Source organism: Nocardia rhizosphaerihabitans (assembly GCF_014646295.1).
Classification (GTDB): Bacteria; Actinomycetota; Actinomycetes; order Mycobacteriales; family Mycobacteriaceae; genus Nocardia; species Nocardia rhizosphaerihabitans.
Window position 1 is genome coordinate 22,642 of sequence record NZ_BMNE01000012.1, and the last position, 17,540, is coordinate 40,181.

At 68.7% G+C, this 17,540-nt stretch carries 19 protein-coding genes; 10 read left to right on the plus strand and 9 right to left on the minus strand.

Annotated features, from left to right (window positions below):
* The first annotated feature begins 7 nt into the window (after positions 1-7).
* A complete protein-coding gene (locus tag IEY60_RS32420) occupies positions 8-877 on the plus strand; it encodes an SGNH/GDSL hydrolase family protein (protein ID WP_189034354.1) in 870 nt (289 codons plus the stop codon).
* A gap of 91 nt (positions 878-968) precedes the next feature.
* Here IEY60_RS32420 and leuS read toward each other — a convergent pair whose 3' ends face one another.
* Positions 969-3,815, minus strand: coding sequence for a leucine--tRNA ligase (gene leuS, locus IEY60_RS32425; RefSeq protein WP_189034355.1), 2,847 nt, complete (start codon positions 3,813-3,815; stop codon positions 969-971).
* A 159-nt stretch (positions 3,816-3,974) separates the two neighbouring features.
* Here leuS and IEY60_RS32430 point away from each other — a divergent pair, with 159 nt between their 5' ends.
* From IEY60_RS32430 to IEY60_RS32445, 4 genes are all read left to right on the plus strand, one after another.
* Entirely contained in the window at positions 3,975-4,382 is a 408-nt protein-coding gene (locus tag IEY60_RS32430; protein WP_189034356.1) for an SdpI family protein, read from the plus strand.
* Between the two features lie 74 nt (positions 4,383-4,456).
* Entirely contained in the window at positions 4,457-4,753 is a 297-nt protein-coding gene (locus IEY60_RS32435) for a hypothetical protein (protein WP_189034357.1), read from the plus strand.
* A 31-nt stretch (positions 4,754-4,784) separates the two neighbouring features.
* Entirely contained in the window at positions 4,785-5,087 is a 303-nt protein-coding gene (locus tag IEY60_RS32440; protein WP_189034358.1) for a hypothetical protein, read from the plus strand.
* A gap of 108 nt (positions 5,088-5,195) precedes the next feature.
* A complete protein-coding gene (locus tag IEY60_RS32445; protein ID WP_189034359.1) occupies positions 5,196-5,576 on the plus strand; it encodes a hypothetical protein in 381 nt (126 codons plus the stop codon).
* Between the two features lie 508 nt (positions 5,577-6,084).
* Here IEY60_RS32445 and IEY60_RS32450 read toward each other — a convergent pair.
* From IEY60_RS32450 to IEY60_RS32465, 4 genes are read right to left on the minus strand one after another with little or no spacing between them, the layout of a single operon-like run.
* Positions 6,085-7,113, minus strand: a complete 1,029-nt coding sequence (locus IEY60_RS32450; RefSeq protein WP_189034360.1) for a pyridoxal phosphate-dependent aminotransferase — start codon at positions 7,111-7,113, stop codon at positions 6,085-6,087.
* Positions 7,110-8,129, minus strand: coding sequence for a 3-oxoacyl-ACP synthase III family protein (locus IEY60_RS32455; RefSeq protein WP_189034506.1), 1,020 nt, complete (start codon positions 8,127-8,129; stop codon positions 7,110-7,112). Before IEY60_RS32455 ends, IEY60_RS32450 begins: the two co-directional genes overlap by 4 nt.
* A complete protein-coding gene (locus IEY60_RS32460; RefSeq protein WP_189034361.1) occupies positions 8,126-8,785 on the minus strand; it encodes an SRPBCC family protein in 660 nt (219 codons plus the stop codon). Before IEY60_RS32460 ends, IEY60_RS32455 begins: the two co-directional genes overlap by 4 nt.
* A complete protein-coding gene (locus IEY60_RS32465) occupies positions 8,782-10,467 on the minus strand; it encodes a thiamine pyrophosphate-binding protein (RefSeq protein ID WP_189034362.1) in 1,686 nt (561 codons plus the stop codon). Before IEY60_RS32465 ends, IEY60_RS32460 begins: the two co-directional genes overlap by 4 nt.
* A gap of 165 nt (positions 10,468-10,632) precedes the next feature.
* Here IEY60_RS32465 and IEY60_RS32470 point away from each other — a divergent pair, with 165 nt between their 5' ends.
* The 3 genes from IEY60_RS32470 (at position 10,633) to IEY60_RS32480 (ending at position 13,011) form a co-directional block, all read left to right on the plus strand.
* Complete coding sequence (locus IEY60_RS32470; protein ID WP_189034363.1) at positions 10,633-11,160, plus strand: EXLDI protein; 528 nt, start codon at positions 10,633-10,635, stop codon at positions 11,158-11,160.
* Positions 11,161-11,272: 112 nt separating this feature from the next.
* A complete protein-coding gene (locus IEY60_RS32475) occupies positions 11,273-12,232 on the plus strand; it encodes an ATP-binding cassette domain-containing protein (protein ID WP_189034364.1) in 960 nt (319 codons plus the stop codon).
* Complete coding sequence (locus IEY60_RS32480; RefSeq protein WP_189034365.1) at positions 12,229-13,011, plus strand: ABC transporter permease; 783 nt, start codon at positions 12,229-12,231, stop codon at positions 13,009-13,011. The genes IEY60_RS32475 and IEY60_RS32480 overlap by 4 nt, the downstream gene beginning before the upstream one ends.
* Positions 13,012-13,171: 160 nt before the next feature.
* Here IEY60_RS32480 and IEY60_RS32485 read toward each other — a convergent pair whose 3' ends face one another.
* From IEY60_RS32485 to IEY60_RS32495, 3 genes are all read right to left on the minus strand, one after another.
* Positions 13,172-13,870: an anti-sigma factor family protein gene (locus IEY60_RS32485; RefSeq protein WP_189034366.1), complete on the minus strand. Its 699-nt coding sequence runs from the start codon at positions 13,868-13,870 to the stop codon at positions 13,172-13,174.
* Entirely contained in the window at positions 13,867-14,376 is a 510-nt protein-coding gene (locus IEY60_RS32490) for a sigma-70 family RNA polymerase sigma factor (protein WP_189034367.1), read from the minus strand. The genes IEY60_RS32485 and IEY60_RS32490 overlap by 4 nt, the downstream gene beginning before the upstream one ends.
* 68 nt (positions 14,377-14,444) lie before the next feature.
* Complete coding sequence (locus tag IEY60_RS32495; protein ID WP_189034368.1) at positions 14,445-15,083, minus strand: YqgE/AlgH family protein; 639 nt, start codon at positions 15,081-15,083, stop codon at positions 14,445-14,447.
* 106 nt (positions 15,084-15,189) lie between these two features.
* On the opposite strand from IEY60_RS32495, the gene IEY60_RS32500 reads away from it, so the two are divergent.
* Positions 15,190-15,951: a lysophospholipid acyltransferase family protein gene (locus tag IEY60_RS32500; protein ID WP_189034369.1), complete on the plus strand. Its 762-nt coding sequence runs from the start codon at positions 15,190-15,192 to the stop codon at positions 15,949-15,951.
* Here the strand turns inward: IEY60_RS32500 and IEY60_RS32505 are convergent.
* Positions 15,945-16,256, minus strand: coding sequence for a GNAT family N-acetyltransferase (locus tag IEY60_RS32505; RefSeq protein WP_189034370.1), 312 nt, complete (start codon positions 16,254-16,256; stop codon positions 15,945-15,947). The two genes, IEY60_RS32500 and IEY60_RS32505, sit on opposite strands and share 7 nt — an antisense overlap.
* Before the next feature lie 156 nt (positions 16,257-16,412).
* On the opposite strand from IEY60_RS32505, the gene IEY60_RS32510 reads away from it, so the two are divergent.
* A complete protein-coding gene (locus IEY60_RS32510) occupies positions 16,413-17,540 on the plus strand; it encodes a glycerate kinase (protein WP_189034371.1) in 1,128 nt (375 codons plus the stop codon).

The following is a 17,540-nucleotide window of genomic DNA, read 5'->3' on the forward strand; positions in this document are numbered from 1 at the left end:
GTTTTGCATGATCAATGTTGTTCGCACGCAGATCGCTGCGGCTATCACGACGGCTATTACGGCCGGCCTCGCCCTTGTGGCGGCTGCCCCGGTCCAGGCGACACCGGGCCTCAGTCCGTATGTCGCGATGGGCGACAGCTACAGTGCGGGATCTGGCATCATTCCGCTCGATCCCACAGTCACCCCGGTGTGCGCGCGAACCACTCGCAACTACCCGAACCTCGTGGCGAAGTCCCTCGGTCTCGCCTCGTTCACCGACGTCACCTGCGGTGATGCCGACACCTCGCACTTCTACCAGAAGCAGTGGCCGAGCCTGACACCGCAGCTCGACGCCGTCACCGCGGACACCAAGCTGGTCACCCTGACCATCGGGGGCAACAACAACGACACCCTGATCAAGGTGATCTCCGCCTGCATCAGCGCCGGATCGGCGACCGTCGGCCTTGGCAACCCCTGCGAGGAAATCTACGGCACCCGGTTCGTCGACGACATCCTGAACAAGACCTTCCCCGACGTGAAGAAGGCGCTCACCGACATCCGCGCCAAGGCGCCGTCCGCGAAGGTCGCCATCGTGGGATATCCCCAGGTGATGCCGGCGGACAACACCAACTGTTTCCTGACGATGCCCATCGCCAAGGGAGATGTCCCGTACATCAACAACATTCAGGGCACGCTCAACAGTGTCGTCAAGCGCGCCGCCGACGAGACGGGCGCGACCTTCGTCGACATGTCGAGTTCTGTCGGCCACGACGCGTGCAAGCCGATCGGCACCCGCTGGGTCGAGCCGGCGGTGTGGGGTCTGAACTTCGTGCCGATTCATCCGAACGCGACCGGTATGCAGAAGATGGCCGACCAGGTACTGGCCGCGATCCGCTGACACCACGACAAGGGCGGTCCCTGCTGAGCCTCGGCGACCAGGGACCGCCTTCGTCGTCGCCGAGGGGCAGCTGCCGTCGGCGCGAGCGAAGTCAGGGGACGATGTTGACCATCTTGCCCGGCACCACGATCACCTTGCGCGGTGCCTGACCCGCGAGCAGGGCGACGACCTTCTCGTCGGCCAGCGCCGCGGCCTCGATCGTGGCCGGATCGGCATCGGCGGGGACCTGGATGCGGCTGCGCACCTTGCCCTTCACCTGGATCGGGTACTCGACCGAATCCGCAACCAGCAGTGCGGGATCGGCGATCGGGAACGGGCCGTGAGCCAGGGAGGTGGTGTGGCCCAGGCGTTCCCACAGTTCCTCGGCGATGTGCGGGGCGAGCGGAGCCAGCATCAGCACCAGGGGTTCCACGGCGGCGCGGGGAGCGCCGTCGGGGTAGTTCTTGGTGAGGTGGTTGGTCAGCTCGATGAGCTTGGCGCCCGCGGTGTTGTCGCGCAGTGCGGCCAGGTCCTCGTCGACGCCGGCGATGGTGCGGTGCACCAGGCGCAGGGTCTCGTCCGACGGCGCGGCGTCGGTGGCCTTCACCGCGCCGGTCTCCTCGTCGATCGCCAGGCGCCATACCCGCTGTAGGAAGCGGTGCGCGCCGACGACGTCCTTGGTCGCCCACGGGCGCGAGGTGTCCAGCGGACCCATCGACATCTCGTAGAAGCGGAAGGTGTCGGCGCCATACAGATCGCACATCTCGTCGGGCGAGATGGCGTTCTTCAGCGACTTGCCGATCTTGCCGTACTCCTGCGCGACCTCGATCTCGACGCCGTCGGCGCCGGTCCAGAAGAACTTGCCGTCGCGCTCGACGACCTCGGCGGCGGGCACGTAGGCGCCACGGGAGTCGGTGTAGGCGTAGCCCTGCACGTAGCCCTGGTTGTACAGGCGGCGGTAGGGCTCGCTGCCGGACACGTCACCCAGGTCGAACAGCACCTTCTGCCAGAACCGCGCGTACAGCAGGTGCAGCACCGCGTGCTCCACACCGCCGACGTACAGGTCGACACCGCCCGGATCGTTCGGGCCGTGCTCGGCCGTGCGCGGGCCCAGCCAGTACTTCTCGTTCTCCTCGGCGCAGAACGTCTCGGCGTTGGTCGGGTCGGCGTAGCGCAGCTGGTACCAGGAGCTGCCCGCCCAGTTGGGCATGACATTGGTGTCGCGGCGGTACTTCTTCGGCCCGTCGCCCAGGTCCAGCTCGACGTGCACCCAGTCGGTGGCCTTGGCCAGCGGCGGGGACGGCTCCGAACCCGCGTCGTCCGGATCGAAGGTGACCGGCGCGAAGTCCTCCATCTCCGGAAGTTCGACGGGCAGCATGGATTCCGGCAGCGCGTGCGCGACACCGTCGGCGTCGTAGACGATCGGGAACGGCTCGCCCCAGTAGCGCTGACGCGCGAACAGCCAGTCGCGCAGCTTGTACTGGACGGTGCCGGTGCCGTGGCCCTCGGCCTCCAGGTGGCCGATCATGGTCGCCTTGGCCTCGTCGACCGAAAGTCCGTTCAGGAAGCCGGAATTCACCAGCTCGCCGTCACCGGCGTGCGCGGAATCGGTGACGTCGCCACCCGCGATCACCTCGATGATCGGCAGGCCGAGCGTGGTGGCGAACTCCCAGTCGCGATGGTCGTGGCCGGGCACGGCCATGATCGCGCCGGTGCCGTAGCCGCTGAGCACGTAGTCGGCGATGAAGATCGGCACCTGCTTGCCGTCGGCCGGGTTGGTCGCGTAGGAGCCGAGGAAGACGCCGGTCTTCTCCTTGTTCTCCTGGCGCTCCAGATCCGACTTGGCCGCGATCGACTTGCGGTACGCCGCAACGGCTTCCGCGGGGGTTGCCGCGCCGCCGTTGGTCCAGGCGGGCACGGTGCTGTCGGGCCAGGCGGCGGTGGTCAGCTTGTCGACCAGCTCGTGCTCGGGGGCGAGCACCAGATAGGTCGCGCCGAACAGGGTGTCGGGGCGGGTGGTGAACACCTCGATGGTCTCGCCGTCGGGCGCGTCGAAGCGCACCTGCGCGCCACGCGAGCGGCCGATCCAGTTGCGCTGCATGGACTTCACGTTGTCCGGCCAGTCCAGCTCGTCCAGGTCGTCGACCAGGCGATCGGAGTAGGCGGTGATCCGCATCATCCACTGCCACATGCGCTTACGGAACACGGGGAAGTTCCCGCGCTCGCTGCGGCCGTCGGCGGTGACCTCTTCGTTGGACAGCACGGTGCCGAGGCCGGGGCACCAGTTGACGATCGAATCCGACTGGTAAACCAGACGATACGAGTCGATCAGGGCGCCGCGCTCGGCCGCGCTCATGGTGTTCCAGTCGCCCTCGGGGACCACGCGCGCGCCGGTGGCGAACTGCTCTTCCAGCTCGGCGATCGGGCGGGCCTTGCCTGCCTCCTGGTCGTACCACGCGTTGTAGATGCGCAGGAAGATCCACTGCGTCCAGCGGTAGTACTCGGGGTCGGTGGTGGCGAAGGAGCGGCGCGGGTCGTGGCCGAGGCCGAGCCGGTCCAGCTGACGCTGCATCGTCGCGATATTGGACTCGGTGGTCACCCGCGGATGCGCGCCGGTCTGCACCGCGTACTGCTCGGCGGGCAGGCCGAAGGCGTCGTAGCCCAGCGCGTGCAGCACGTTGCGGCCGTGCATGCGGTGGTAGCGGCCGAAGACGTCGGTGGCGATGTAGCCCAGCGGGTGACCCACGTGCAGGCCGGCGCCCGAGGGGAACGGGAACATGTCCTGGATGAACAGCTTGTCCGCCGGCGTCTCGCCGGCGAGCGGGCCGACCGGGTTTGGCGCGTGGAAGGTGCCGCGCTCGGTCCAGTTCTGCTGCCAGCGCCGCTCGATCCGTCCCGCCAGCTCGGCGTTGTACCGGTGCTGAGGTACGTCACTCTCGGTTGCACGAGTGTCCTGCACGGTCCTGCCTTCTTGTTCTCGCCGATCCCCGGTAAACATCGTCTAACAGGGTAGAACGTCGGTGCCAGGTGATTTCCCACCGGCACTGCGGTGTGTGGGCGGTCACCTCGGCGGGGAGCGCTCGATCAGGCATCGTTGCCGGTGCGCTAGCCTGCAGGAATGGTCGTCGTCGCTCCTCTGCTGTTCGCGCTGGCCGCGGTCGCCATCGCGACCGGCGTGCTCGGACTGCTCGGCAAACTGCCCCGCAACCGCTTCCTCGGTGTCACCACCGAGGCCGCCCTGCACAGCGACGACAACTTCCGCATCGCCAACCGTATCGCCGCGCCCACGTCGGTCGGCGCGGGCGCGCTGCTGTTCGCCGGTGGACTGGTCGCCCTCGTCGCGGGCGGTCTCGCCGGATTCGGCGTCGCCGTCGTGGTCGCCGTGATCGCCATCTTCACCCTGGGCGCCGGCGCCAATGCCGCGGCCCGCACCGTCGAGCCCCTGATGCCGCCCGCCCCGGTCGGTGGCTGTGGCTCCTCCTGCGGCGGCTGCTCGCTGCGCGACACCTGCGCCCCCGCCAACTGAGCCTTCCGCGTTCGGCTCTGGCCGCCCGTCCCCGCCTCCGGTACAACTGGAGGTAGGACTGATCGGGGGGTTTCATGAAGATCTTCGGTTCCGCTGTTCTGCTCGCTCTCGGCGGGTTGATCCTCGCCAATTTCTGGCCCGCGGTGGGCATCACCGTTCTCGTCATCGCGCTGGTCGTGTTCGCCGTCGGGTGCGTGGTCATCGGGCGGACGACGCGTAGCACCAGGCGGCGTGGCTGGGGCGCCGGTGCCAGTGGCGCAGGCGGTGCGGGCGGTTTCACCTTCTTCGCATCCGGTGACGGCGGCGGCCATCATGGTGACGGCGGCGGTGGTGGCGGAGGCTGCGGCGGTGGTTGCGGTGGCGGCAGCTGACCGGACGTAGGCCTGACCCATGGATCGTTCGATGAAATTGTTCGCTGCGGCGTTCCTCGTCGCGCTCGTCGGCCTGATCGCCACGGACCTCTCGATGAGGATCGGCATCGTCCTGCTCGTTCTCGCCGCGGTTCTGCTCACCGCGGGAGGCCTGCGCTATCGAGTCGAGAATCGCCGCGTGCGCACCGTGCGCCAGTTTCGGCGCATCCACGATGGTGGCGGCCCGGGGCGCCGCGGTATCGATGACGCGGATTCGCTCAGCGACTCCTACGACCACGGCGGATATTCCGGGGGCGGTAGCTGCGGCGGTGGCGGTGGCGGTGGCGGTGAGTGAGGCCCCCAAACCTGCGCTGACCTGACGGTGCAGGCCGGTCGAAAGCCGATTGCAAGGACGCGCGCCTACGTTCGGCATCGACAAGACCGGCACTGCAAGGGAGGCCTCATGGCTGAGGTAATCGCGGTATTCGTCGCCTTCATCGTTCTGGGGATGGGGTTCGCGGCAGTCGTGCTGGTGCCGGTCATGATCGTCGTGGCCATCGTCAGGGCGGTGAACGAGTCGCCGGAGCGAAGCCGAACCAGGCACGCGCGCCGGGCGGCGCTCGCCCAGCAGGCGCGGACACGCAACCGCGGCAGGCGAGGCGGGTCGGGCGGTTGGAGCTCGACCGACAGCAGCTGGTCGAGCGGCAGCGGCTGGTCCAGCGGCAGCAGCTGGTCGGGTGGTAGTGATTCCGGCTCGAGCAGCTGGAGCAGTTGCAGCAGCGGTAGCTCGAGCAGCTGCGGTGGTGGCAGTTCGAGCAGCTGCGGTGGCGGCAGCAGCTGCTGAGCGGTCAGCGCTGGTCGGGTGGGGCGACCTGGTGGGAGAGGGGGCTTCCCGCCGGGTTGAGGTAGAGGACGAGGATGCGGACTTCGGTGGGGCCGCGGTTGCGGGCGACGTGGGCGTTGACGGGGCCGCTCGGCTCACGGAAGACGTGGCCGCGGGGGTATTCGGCGGGGCCGCGTTCGAGGTAGGGGGGTCGAGGGTGCCGCGGGTGACCAGCACGAACAGGGTGCCGTCGTGGTAGTGCCACCCGCTGGTACCGCCGGGTGCGATGCGAGTCCGGCGGACCACGATGTCGTGGCCCGCCAGGCGCAGGCGCAGCAGGGTCCGGCTGGCGGTGCCGACCGCCGGGGCAGGGTTGGGGCGGAAGGGCGGGGGTCGCCACCAGGTCATACCGCTATCGAATCACCTGGACGGGCCCGATGGCGAAGGCACCGCGTACTGCTGCCTGGCGGTCATGCCCCCGATCTCGTCCGGCAGTGCTGGCCGGTGCAGCGGCTCGGCAGTGCCCCTGTCACCGTAAATTCACGAGGGCCGCATGCACGGCGCGGCCCGCGGCGGGATCACCGACCGTGAGGCGGGCGCTGCCGTCGGGGTACGACTTGGCTTTGATGCCGGCGCGGCGGAGTGCCGTGGCTACACCGGGACCAGGGAGATACAGGAAGTTCGCGTGGCTGCGGTGGACATCGATGCCGCAGGCGCGCAGCGACATTCGCAGTGCATCGCGTTCCATGGTGATCCGATGGACCCGGTCCTGGAGCTCGTCCTCGGCGGCGTAGGCGGCTCGAACCGCGGCGACGGCGGCGGCCGGGATTCCGTAGGGCAGTTGCTGACGGTGGATGCGTTCGATCAGCTCGCCGCGGCCGACGCAGTACCCGATGCGCAGGCCCGCCAGCCCGTAGGCCTTCGAAAAGGTGCGCAGGATCAGCAGATTCGGATGCCGATGGAGCAGGCCGTGCAGGTCGAGTCGGTCGGCCTGGTCGAGGAATTCGACGTAGGCCTCGTCGAGCAGCACCGGCACCCGGGACGGTACCGCGGCGAGGAAGGAACGCACGGCCGCCGCTTCGAGCAGCGTCCCGGTCGGATTGTGCGGCCTGCACAGCACGACCAGCGCGGTACGCCGGGTCACCGCACGCCGCAGCGCCTTCAGATCCTGGTCACCCTGACCGTCGAGCGGCACCGGCACGAGCGGCATGCCCGCCATCTCCGCCATGATCGGATAGCCGTCGAAAGTCGGTGTGCTGGTGACCAGTTCGCCACCAGTCAGCGTCCGAAGGATCTGCATGGCGACACCGGTGGCGCCCGCGCCGACCACCACGTCGCCGGACGGCACGCCGAGGTGCTCGGCGATGGTCAGTGGCAACTCCTCCGGCCGGAATTCCGGATACCGGTTCGCCTGGGCGAGGGTGTCGGTCACCGCGGCGAGGATGGCAGGCAGCGGGGGATAGGGGTTCTCGCTGAGCGACAAGTCGAACAGTGTCGGCGTGGCCGGGGTGCGGAACCGACGGGAGGGGATCGTCGGTTCCGCCAGGCGGATGGTCATCGCGCCGCACCCCAGCGCACGGCGGCCGCACCGGCGAAGTCGCCCGCGTGCGCGAAGGCCGACATGAGCACCACCGACCCGTTGCGCAGTCTGCCTGCCCGGTTCTCCACATCGAGTGTCACCGGAATGCCCGCGGCGAACAGGTTTCCGCACTCGTCGAAGGTATCGGGGTGACGTTCGGCTGGCAGTTCCAGCGCGTCGTGCCAGTTGCGCAGGAACAGCCGGTTGGGCTGATTGGTGACGAAGGTATCGATATCGCGGCCCTTCACCCCGATGTGATCGCACACCGCCAGCGCCACCTCCGGGACCAGCCGGTTGCCGCGCGCGAACACCTTGGTGATCTTCGATTCGGTGAAGCTCACACAGCCCTGGCCCTCGCCCGGCTCCCAGTACTTGCGCGGGCCGTTGGTGGAGAAGTCCATGTCACCGGCGAATTCGGGGTAGGTGCGGCATTCGATGTCGAGGATCGGCGCCGAGTCGTCCTTGCGCAGCAGGCCGATGCCGCAGCCGTCGCCGGGCACCGGCGCCTGGGCGAGTTTACGGATGTCGGGCTGGGTGAACACCGGGCCCGCGCAGTTCTGGGCGGCGACGATCAGCGCGGTGCGAGCGTCGCTGGTGGCCATGATCATGCGCGCCAGCGCCATCATGTGCACGAAGGCCGCGCAACCGCCGTTGTGCACATCCAGGACGTGCGCCGGCTTCGCACCGAGTCGCCGGGCCAGCTCGGGACCGGCGCCCATGACCGGATTGTCGGGCAACTGGGTGTGGGTGATGAGGATGTCGATCTCGGACGCGAGGCCGTCACCGTGCCGTTCCCGCAGCGGGGCGAAGGCCTGTTCGGCCATGTCGACGGCGGTTTCGTCGCGGGCGATGTGATGGCGTCCGGTGGGAGACCGGAACATCACGTTCTTCGCCATCCGCTCGGAGCGGGAGTACTGGGTGAAGTAGTCGGTCGGGACCGGGTCGCCGGGCAGATAGCTCGCGACGTCGACCAGACTCACCTGCGGGAAATTCACTGCATCCACTCCGGCTTGATCGGCAGCCCGTTGGCCGCGCGGTACTCACAGATGGCTTTGAGGTTGTCCAGCTCGAGCTGGTGCCCCGCGGAGAACATCTCCCAGAAATCGCCGACCCACACCGGGCGCTTGGGCGGCGCGGTCTCCGGATAGCCGTTCTCGTCGTAGAAGGGGTGCTTGCAGTTGACCCACAGCACCACCGAGCCGGGCTTGTCGAACACGACCTGCGCGTCGACCACCCGCATGAGGTAGATCATCCACAGGTGTTCGGACTGGTCCCAGGCGCAGTGGTAGTCGACGGTCATCGCGTCGGGATGGGCGACGGTCCTGGTGAAACACTTGGTCGTATCGCCGAGCCGGTCGTAGGACAGCCACAGTCCCGGCTCGTCGGTCTCGTGGAATCCGCGCAGGCTGTAGGTCCACTCCTCGAGTGAGCGGGTGTCGGCGAGATACTCGTAGACCTCGCGGGGTGGCGCCGCGATGTAGGTCTGCACCGGGCAGTAGTCGCCGTAGATCTGGTCGTGCGGGTACACCGACCGCAGCATGTCCATGATGATCGGCGTGGTCGCCTCCCGATCGGAATTCTCGATGCGTAGCACGCCGGGGATCACCCCCTCGGGGATATCGCTGAGTGCGGGCAGGGCGCTGGTGGTCACGGTGTACTCCTCGCGGCGTCGATGGTCGACAGGAAGGGCAGGAAGGGCGGGATTTCGTCGGGGTCGCACAGGATCTCGAGGAACGAGGGGCCGGTGGCGGCGAAACTGGCGCGCAGGGCCTCGGTGAGGTCATCGGGGTCGTCGACGGTGTGGGCAGGTAGATCGGGGAACATGGCGGCGATGCCTGCTCCCAGGTGGGCGGGGCGGAAACGGTTGAAGCTGTAGCGATCTCGGTAGTAGAGCTGTTCACGGGTGACGCACATGGCGTGTGCGTTGTTGTTGAACACGACGAAGGTGATCGGCAGATCGTGTTCGACAGCCGTGTGCAGTTCCATGCCATGCATGTAGAACGCGCCGTCACCGGCGATCACGATCGTGCGATGCGGACCGTCGGCGGCGTCGTGCCGGGCGAACGCGGAGCCGATCCCCGCGCCGAAGGCGTAGCCCATCCCGCCCATCCCGAGGGCGACGACGAAACGTCCGTCCTCGGGCACCCTCAGGTAATGCACCACGGACGCGCCGGTGTTACCCGCATCGGCGAAAATATCGGCGCCGGAGGGGAGTTCGCGCTGAATCGCCTCGACGACGGTGCGGTAGCGCAGGCCGGGGCCCGCGGCGCCGGGCACCGGCATGGGAGTGAGGTCGGCGGTCGGGGCGGGGGCGGCGGCCGGAGTGTCGTCGAGGCGGGTCAGCAGGTCGCTGATGGTCGCGGCGAGATCGCTGCCGGTGACGTGGAGCGCGGCCGGATAGGGCGCCAGCGCGCCGATGCTGAGCAGCGGGAGGTCGGCGATGACCGACTCGAGGCCGGCGCGGGCGGTGACCGGCAGCCGGGTGCCGACAAGCAGGCAGGCGTTCGCCGAGGTCAGCGCCTCGAGCAGCTCGGCGTGGCCCATGCTGCCCGCGACGCCGCAGTAGCCGGGGCCGGTATTGGCATAGACATCCTTGGCGTCGGGCGCCAGGCCGATCGAGGCGTCCAGCGCGGTGACGAGTTCGGCGAGTTCGGCGCGGGCATTGTCGCGAGCCACCTGATCACCGGCGATGATCACCACCTTGCCGGTGCGCCGGGCGGCGGCGAGTTCTTCGGCGATCGAGTCGATCGAGGTGGTAGCCGGTGTCGCGGGGGGTGCGGTAGTCACCGGCGTGGTGGCGGCGTCCGGCATCGCCTGCTGTTGAACATCTTTCGGCAGGAGTAGCACCGCCGGTCCGCCTTCTTGCGCCGCCGCGACGGCCGCCGCGAACTGCTCGCGCAGCTCAGCCGGATCGGTGACCCGCGCGCAGTACCGGCTGACGGTGGTGAACAACGCTGTCGCGTCGATGGATTCGGCCAGCCCACTCGAATCCTGAAAGGCACCATGACCTTCCAAACTCGTCGGCGGCTGCCCGACGAGAGCCAGCACCGGTACCCGCGAGGTGTAGGACTCGGCCAGCCCGGCAACGAGATTCATCGCCCCGCCGCCCGAGGTGGCGGCGACGACGCCGAGTCCACCGGTGCTGCGCGCATACCCGTCGGCCATGGTGGCCGCGGAGAACTCGTGCTTGGCGACAATGCCCGCCGGGTGGCCGCCCGCCTCGAAGATCGCGTCGTAGAGGTCTTCGATATTGGCGCCGTCGACTCCGAAGATATGGGTGACCCCCAGCGCGGACACCGCCTCGGTCAAGTAGTCGGCCACTCTGTCCGGCATCTGCCCTCCTCTTCCGCGTCCATCCGTCGGCTGCCCCGAAAGCCAGCGGGTATCGACGGACGGATCGTCGCGTACACGAGGGATACGGGGTGGCTCCTGCACTGGTTCACCGGCCGCCCAAATCCGCCTCTTGTGTGTACGTATACATCTACGTATAGTGGGTTCATGCCCAACAAGACGATCTACGTAGCCGACGACGATCTGCCCCTGTTCCAGCGGGCGCAGGAGCTCGTCGGCGGCAACATCTCCGGCGCGGTCGTCGCCGCGCTGCGCCGATTCATCGACCTGGAAGAAGGACGCCAGGCGGGTTTCGACGAGATCGTGCTGCAGGTGGGCCGAGACGGCGTGCGGCAGGTGCGATTCCAGGGCACCCTGCTCGGCGAATGGCGCGACGTCGGCGACGAGCGAGTGCTGCACCAGCGGGTCTACCGCAGTCGCAAGGGCAAGCTCGTGCTGCACACACACAAGGCGCTGTGGAAGGACTACCCCACCGGCGACGCCGCCGGTGATCTGAAGGACTGGAAGTACTGGCGCCGGATGTTCGGCATCGGCGACCGGCCGTGGGACTGGGGTGACTACGACTACGAGATTCTCGACGACGTCTCGGATCTGAAGGGCCGCGTCCCCGACAAGCTGTACCGCAAGGTCGAGGACATCCACTCGCATCCGCAGATCGAGGAACTCGACATCTAGGCCCCGGCCACAACCGCATACCCACACCATCTACCGCAGCCCCTGGGGGCTGTGTCGATGACTCATGCACTTATTCGCAGTAATGAATGAATTTCTCTGGAAAGGGACGACCATGGTCAACTCGGCCATCACGGCACGAGGCCTGCGCAAGGCCTACGGCGACCACACGGTCCTCGACGGCATCGACCTCACCGTCGCCGAGGGCACGATCTTCTCCCTGCTCGGCCCCAACGGCGCGGGCAAGACCACCACCGTGCAGATCCTCACCACGCTGATCGCCGCCGACGGCGGCGACATCGCGGTCGGCGGCCACGACGTGGCGCACGACCGGGAGGGTGTGCGTGAACTGATCGGCGTCACCGGGCAGTTCGCCGCCGTCGACGAACTGCTGACCGGCCGCGAGAACCTGCACATGATGGGCGACCTGAACCACCTGCCCCGCCGCGACACCCGAAGCCTGGCCACCGAACTGCTCGAACGCTTCGACCTGGTCGAGGCGGCCGACAAGCCGGCAAGCACCTACTCCGGCGGCATGACCCGCAGGCTCGATCTGGCCATGACGCTGGTCGGCAACCCGCGGGTGATCTTCCTCGACGAGCCGACCACCGGCCTCGACCCGCGCAGCCGCCGCGCCATCTGGGACATCATCCGCGGCCTGGTCGACGAACTCGGCGTCACCGTCTTCCTCACCACCCAGTACCTCGAGGAGGCCGACCAGCTGGCCGACCGGATCGCGGTGCTCGACCACGGCCGCATCGTCGCCGAAGGCACTGCCGCGGAACTGAAGCGGCTGATCCCCGGCGGGCACATCCGCATCGACTTCGCCGATCAGGCCGCCCTGGCCGCCGCGCAGTACGCGCTCGGCCCGTCCGCGCGGGTGCTCGACGGCGGCGACGGCCTCACCCTCGCTGTGCCCAGCGACGGCGGCGTGCGCTCGCTGCGCGCCGTGCTCGATCTGCTCGATGCCGAAAACATCGAAGCGGGCGGCATTTCCGTGCATACCCCGAATCTCGACGACGTCTTCCTCACCCTCACCGGCCGCGCCACCATCGAGCAGGAGTCCCTGGCATGAGCACCCACACCGTTGCGAACAAGCACGCCTTCGCCGACACCATGACGATGTTGCGGCGCAACATCATCCACGCCAAGCGCTACCCGAGCATGGTCTTCGGCATCCTGATCATGCCGACCGTGCTGCTGCTCGTCTTCAATTACGTCTTCGGCGGGGCGCTGGAGAAGTCCTCCGGCGGCGAGTACATCGACTACCTCGCGCCGGGCATGCTGCTGTTGCTGCCCGCGTACATGACGGTGTCGGTGGCCGTCTCGATCGCCACCGACAAGAGCAAGGGCATCGTGAATCGCTTTCGGGTGATGGCGATCTCGCAGTCGTCGATGCTCACCGGGCACGTGCTCGGCTCGCTCATCCAGGCGCTGGGCGGCATGGCCGTGATGACCGGCATCGCGCTGCTGATCGGCTTCCGGCCGAACGCGAACCTCGTCGAATGGGTGGTAGCCTTCGGCCTGCTCACCCTGGTGACCTTCGCGTTCACCTGGCTCGCCATCGCGCTCGGCCTGCTCTCGCCCAACCCCGAAAGCGCAAGCAACGCACCGTTTCCCATCGTGATGATGCCGTTCCTCGGCAGCGGCCTCGTCGCCACCGACACCATGCCGATCGGCCTGCGCCAGTTCGCCGAGTACCAGCCCTTCACCCCCATCACCGAAACCCTGCGCGGTCTCCTGATGGGCACCGAGATCGGCGCCAACGGCTGGGTCTCGCTGGCCTGGTGCGCGGTCATCGCGGGCGGCGGCTACCTGTGGTCGAAGTCCATCTTCCGCAAGCAGACGAGCTGATCCGCCTCTCCGCGTATTCAGGCCAGACTCGAGCGCGTTGACAGTCGGGTACGCGGCCGGCGGTAGCAGGTTTGGCGAGTTGGCTGGTACCCGGTGAGTTACCCATGTTCTCGCCAAATCTGTTGAATAGCCCCGGAATTTGTCCGGGGCTATTCCTCGTTCAGACCTGGGCGACCAGCACGGTGCGGCCGGAGTCGATCGAGGTGATCTCGATGGTGCTGATGGCTTCCGGTGGGGCGTCGATGGTGCGGTCCACCGTCAGTTCCGTGCCGGGGCCCGCCGGCCATTGGTCGAGGGGGATGCGTTTGTCGTCCGCTGTCACGACCAGGCCGTAGGTCCAGGTGGCGCCGTAGCCGTAGTCGACGCCGCCGTAACTGCACGTCATCACCAGGCGGGTGCGGTCGCCGTCGCGGACCAGTTTCACCGAGGCGCTGATCGGGGTCTGCACGACGGCCTGCATCTGCTGCTGGGCGACGACCTGTTCGGTGGCGGTGTCGGGGCGGGCGACGGTGACCGTCACCGGCACGGCGATCGCCACCGTGGCGGCGGCGGCCGCGGCCGCGCCGCCGATCCCGAGCCAGCGGCGGCGCTTGCGTCGCCGTTCGGCCGCGGTGGCCAGCGAGGGGAGCAGGTCGGGTACCGGTGGGGAAGCGGATTCGGGCGATTCGATCATCGACAGCGCGGTATCCCGATCGACGAGCGCGAGCATGCCCGGCAGGCCGGCCAGCTCGGCGACCGCGGCCTGGCAGTGCGGGCAATCGTGCAGGTGCGCTTCGTATTCGCGGCGCTCGGTGGCGCCGAGGGAGCCGAGGACGTAGGCGGCATCCCAGGTGCTGTACTCGTCGGCGAGATCGGTCATCTGTTGGTCACCCCCATCTCCTGTAACGCCAAGCGCATCGCGCGCATGCCGTAGTGCAGGCGCGACTTCACCGTCCCCGGCGGAATGCCCAGCTCGTCGGCGATCTGCGCCATCCCGAGTCCGCGATAGTAGGCGCGCACGATCACGTCGCGATGATCCGGGCTCAGCTTGCTCAGCGCGTCGGCGACCAGCCAGCCGTCCAGCGCCCGGTCGGACTGGTCGGGGCTGACCTGCTCGGGTGGTGTGTCGGTGCCGAACTCGCGGCGGTGGCGCGCGCTGCGGTGCTCGTCGACGGCGAGGTTACGTGCCACGGTGAACAACCACGCGCGCGGTGAGGTCTCGGTCTGTTCCAGCACCGCGGGCCGCTGCCAGGCCCGCAGCAACGTTTCCTGCACAATGTCCTCGGCCCGGCCGGGATCGCGCACCAGGCCGAGGGTGAAACGCCAGAGTGCGGGAGCGTGCTCGGCGTAGAGCGCGCGCATCAGTTCGTCGCGACCGTCGTCCATCGGCGGTCCGGGTCACTGCTCGTCGATATTCATGGTGTCACTCCTGCTCTGTCGAAGGAGTAACGGGATCAGTTTCGTTCGAGTTCAATCGGGTGCGTCGCCAGCAGGGCAAGGGGCAGCGGCTGGCGGCGCAGCACGCTCGCCCACAGGTCGTGGCGGTCGGTGGCGAGCGGATCCGACGGCAGCGCCGAGACCACGATCCAGTCGTCGTTGTCGAGTTCGCCGTCGAGCTGGCCCATCGACCAGCCCGCATAGCCCGCGAAGATCCGGATGCCCTCGAGCAGCGGGCCGATCTCGGCGGGATCGGCGTCGAGGTCGACCAGCACCACCCGGCCGTCGACCCGGCGCAGCCCGCGCACATCGGTGATGTCGGCGCCGGTCCGCAGCGTGCCGAGGCACAGGGCGGCGTCCCGTTTGACCGGCCCGCCGATGTACAGGTCGGTCGGGGCGGCGGCCAGCTCGGCCCACAGCGGGAGCACATCGCGCACCGGGGTCTCGCTCGGCCGGTTCAGCACCACGCCGAGACTGCCCGCGTCGTTGTGCTCGATGACGTACACCACGGTCCGCCGGAAAGTCGGTTCCACCAGGTCGATCGCCGACACCAGCAGATTGCCGGCGCGAACGCCCACCGCGGGGTGCCCGCGCCGCCGGTCATCGCCGTGCCCGTCGCGAGTCCGGCGCTCGTCCGGGTCGTCTCCGCGTGCCACCGAGCCATCATCGCATTGGTGCGGTGTCGCGCGCTCCCCGCGGACCGCTCGAGACCGGAAATATTCTCGTCGAAACGGCCGCGGGCGCGCCCGGTAGGGTCGCGGCATGCACTCGCCCGAGGTCCTGCTCGAGAACAGCGACGCCGTGTACGACTACTACCTGCGACATCAGCAGAATCGCTGGAAGGCGCTGGGTGGCTATGCCATCCTGGCCCGCCGGTACCGGCCGCGGGTCGCCTTCGTCGAAGGCGCGAAACAACAGCTCGAGGCGCTGATCCGCAGCGGGCGCCCGGTCGTCTACGCGATCAATCACCTGTCCAACAGCGACCCGTACACCGTCGCGGCGACCGCGTGGCGCTCACCGTTGCGCTCGCGGATCGGCCGGGTGCGCGTGCTGGCCAAGGACGAACTGTTCATCGATCCCGAACAGCGCCGCAAGGTCGACATGATGGGCGGCATCCCCGTCTTCCGTGGCCGCGACCACGGCATCAGGGCCGTCAACGCCGCAGGTCAGCGCATGATGGACATCTGCGCGCAGCGCCTGGCCGCCGGTGATCACCTGGCGGTCTTCCCCGAGGGCACCTGCAACCACGTCGATCCGGCGAAGGTGCAGCCCGTCGGTAGCGGGATCGGTCACATCGCGTTCCGCGCGGCCAAGCTGAACGCGCCGCCCGCGCTGGTAGCCATCGCGATGAGCTACGGGCCGCGACCCGATCCGACGGTGGAACCCACCGCCGAGGAGGCCGTCTCGGCCCGGTTCGTGTTCCGTCAGCCGGTGCTGGGACTTCCGCAGCGGCCCGCCGACATCGCCCGGCTGGTCAAAGAGGAATTGCAGCTGGCCGTCGACGGTGCCGTCGCGAGTTACTGAGGCAGCCCGAACAACTCCCTGGCCCGCTGCGGTACCAGCGAGATGTAGTCGGGGTGGGTCTTGACGAAGTGCAGGACCACCGGACACAGCGGCAGCACGCTGAATCCTTCGGCGCGGCTGGTGTCGAGTGCGGCCTTGGTGACCACGTTCGCCATGCCCTGGCCCTCGAACCGGGGATAGATCTCGGTGTGCACGAGGGCGCGCTCGGCCCCGGTGTCCTGGTACTCGATATAGCCGGCGGGAGTCCCGTCGGCGGTGAGTTCGAACCGCTCGAGCGCGGTGTTGTTGCGGACCTCGGTCGCCATGCGTCGAAACTACCCCGGTCAGCGGCCGGGCCGTTGGGGTCCGCGTATGGCGGGTTCGGGTCCGAGCCCGGAGAATGTCGGCATGATCGGTCAGCGCCCGGACGAGGAAGCCCGCGTAACCACGCAGGGCGCCCGAGCACGCCAGGAGGAAACAGCATGACCGACCGACCACGCGTGGTGCTCGCCCCCGACAAGTTCAAGGGTTCGCTCACCGCGCCCGAGGTCGCCGCGGCGCTGGCCGTCGGGATCCATCGCCGCGCGCCGGGCGCCGACGTGCAGTGCGTGCCGGTGGCCGACGGCGGGGACGGCATGGTCGACGCCTTCGTCGCGGCGGGCTGGCAGCGGGTCGAAGTGGCCGCGCCCGGCCCGACCGGTGCGCCGGAGCGCGCGGTCTACGCCGTCCGCGGCGACACCGCCGTCGTCGAACTCGCGGCCGCGGTCGGCGTTGCCAAGCTGCCCGGCGGCAGGCTCGACCCGATCGGGGCGAACACCTTCGGCCTCGGCGTCGTGGTCGCGCACGCGCTCGACAACGGCGCCCGCGAGGTGGTGCTCGGGCTCGGCGGCAGCGCGTCCACCGACGGTGGCGCGGGCCTGCTGCGCGCGCTCGGACTGCGGCTGCTCGACCGGGACGGGCGAGAATTGGGCGGTGAACCCAGCGATGCGGTCGCGCTGCTCAGCAGCGTGGTCGCGGTCGATCGGGCCGGGCTGCACCCGGCGATCGCGCAGACCAGGTTCACGCTGGCCTGCGATGTGGACAATCCGCTGCTCGGGCCCGCGGGTGCGGTGGCGGTGTACGCGCCGCAGAAGGGCGCCGACCACGCGCAGATGCGGGAACTGGAAGCGGCACTGACCAATTGGGCCGCCGTGCTCGGCACCGGCTATGCCGAGATCGGTGGGTCGGGCGCGGCGGGCGGTACCGGATTCGGGGTGCTGGCCGTCCTCGGCGCGCAGGTTCGCAGCGGTATCGATGTGCTGCTCGACCTGCTGAAATTCCCTGCCCTGGTGGGCGGCGCGACGCTGGTGGTCACCGGTGAGGGATCACTGGACCATCAGAGCATGCACGGCAAGGCGCCGGTCGGTGTCGCCGCGGCGGCCAAGGCTGCCGGTGTCCCGGTGGTCGCCGCCGTCGGGCGAACGCTGTTGTCTCCCGGCGAGATTCGTGCGGCCGGATTCGCCGGGTGCTACGCGCTCAGCGATCTCGAACCCAACCCGCGCCTGTCGATCAGGAATGCGGCGGCGCTGCTCGAACGGGTCGGCGAGCGAATCGCCTCGGAGCGCTGGTGA

Excerpts from the sequence above, each read along its gene's own strand:
- IEY60_RS32420 (WP_189034354.1), top strand. The coding sequence starts at position 8 with ATGATCAATGTTGTTCGCACGCAGATCGCTGCGGCTATCACGACGGCT.
- IEY60_RS32430 (WP_189034356.1), top strand. The coding sequence starts at position 3,975 with ATGGTCGTCGTCGCTCCTCTGCTGTTCGCGCTGGCCGCGGTCGCCATC.
- IEY60_RS32435 (WP_189034357.1), top strand. The coding sequence starts at position 4,457 with ATGAAGATCTTCGGTTCCGCTGTTCTGCTCGCTCTCGGCGGGTTGATC.
- IEY60_RS32440 (WP_189034358.1), top strand. The coding sequence starts at position 4,785 with ATGAAATTGTTCGCTGCGGCGTTCCTCGTCGCGCTCGTCGGCCTGATC.
- IEY60_RS32445 (WP_189034359.1), top strand. The coding sequence starts at position 5,196 with ATGGCTGAGGTAATCGCGGTATTCGTCGCCTTCATCGTTCTGGGGATG.
- IEY60_RS32450 (WP_189034360.1), bottom strand. The coding sequence starts at position 7,113 with ATGACCATCCGCCTGGCGGAACCGACGATCCCCTCCCGTCGGTTCCGC.
- IEY60_RS32465 (WP_189034362.1), bottom strand. The coding sequence starts at position 10,467 with ATGCCGGACAGAGTGGCCGACTACTTGACCGAGGCGGTGTCCGCGCTG.
- IEY60_RS32470 (WP_189034363.1), top strand. The coding sequence starts at position 10,633 with ATGCCCAACAAGACGATCTACGTAGCCGACGACGATCTGCCCCTGTTC.
- IEY60_RS32475 (WP_189034364.1), top strand. The coding sequence starts at position 11,273 with ATGGTCAACTCGGCCATCACGGCACGAGGCCTGCGCAAGGCCTACGGC.
- IEY60_RS32480 (WP_189034365.1), top strand. The coding sequence starts at position 12,229 with ATGAGCACCCACACCGTTGCGAACAAGCACGCCTTCGCCGACACCATG.
- IEY60_RS32485 (WP_189034366.1), bottom strand. The coding sequence starts at position 13,870 with ATGACCGATCTCGCCGACGAGTACAGCACCTGGGATGCCGCCTACGTC.
- IEY60_RS32490 (WP_189034367.1), bottom strand. The coding sequence starts at position 14,376 with ATGGACGACGGTCGCGACGAACTGATGCGCGCGCTCTACGCCGAGCAC.
- IEY60_RS32500 (WP_189034369.1), top strand. The coding sequence starts at position 15,190 with ATGCACTCGCCCGAGGTCCTGCTCGAGAACAGCGACGCCGTGTACGAC.
- IEY60_RS32505 (WP_189034370.1), bottom strand. The coding sequence starts at position 16,256 with ATGGCGACCGAGGTCCGCAACAACACCGCGCTCGAGCGGTTCGAACTC.
- IEY60_RS32510 (WP_189034371.1), top strand. The coding sequence starts at position 16,413 with ATGACCGACCGACCACGCGTGGTGCTCGCCCCCGACAAGTTCAAGGGT.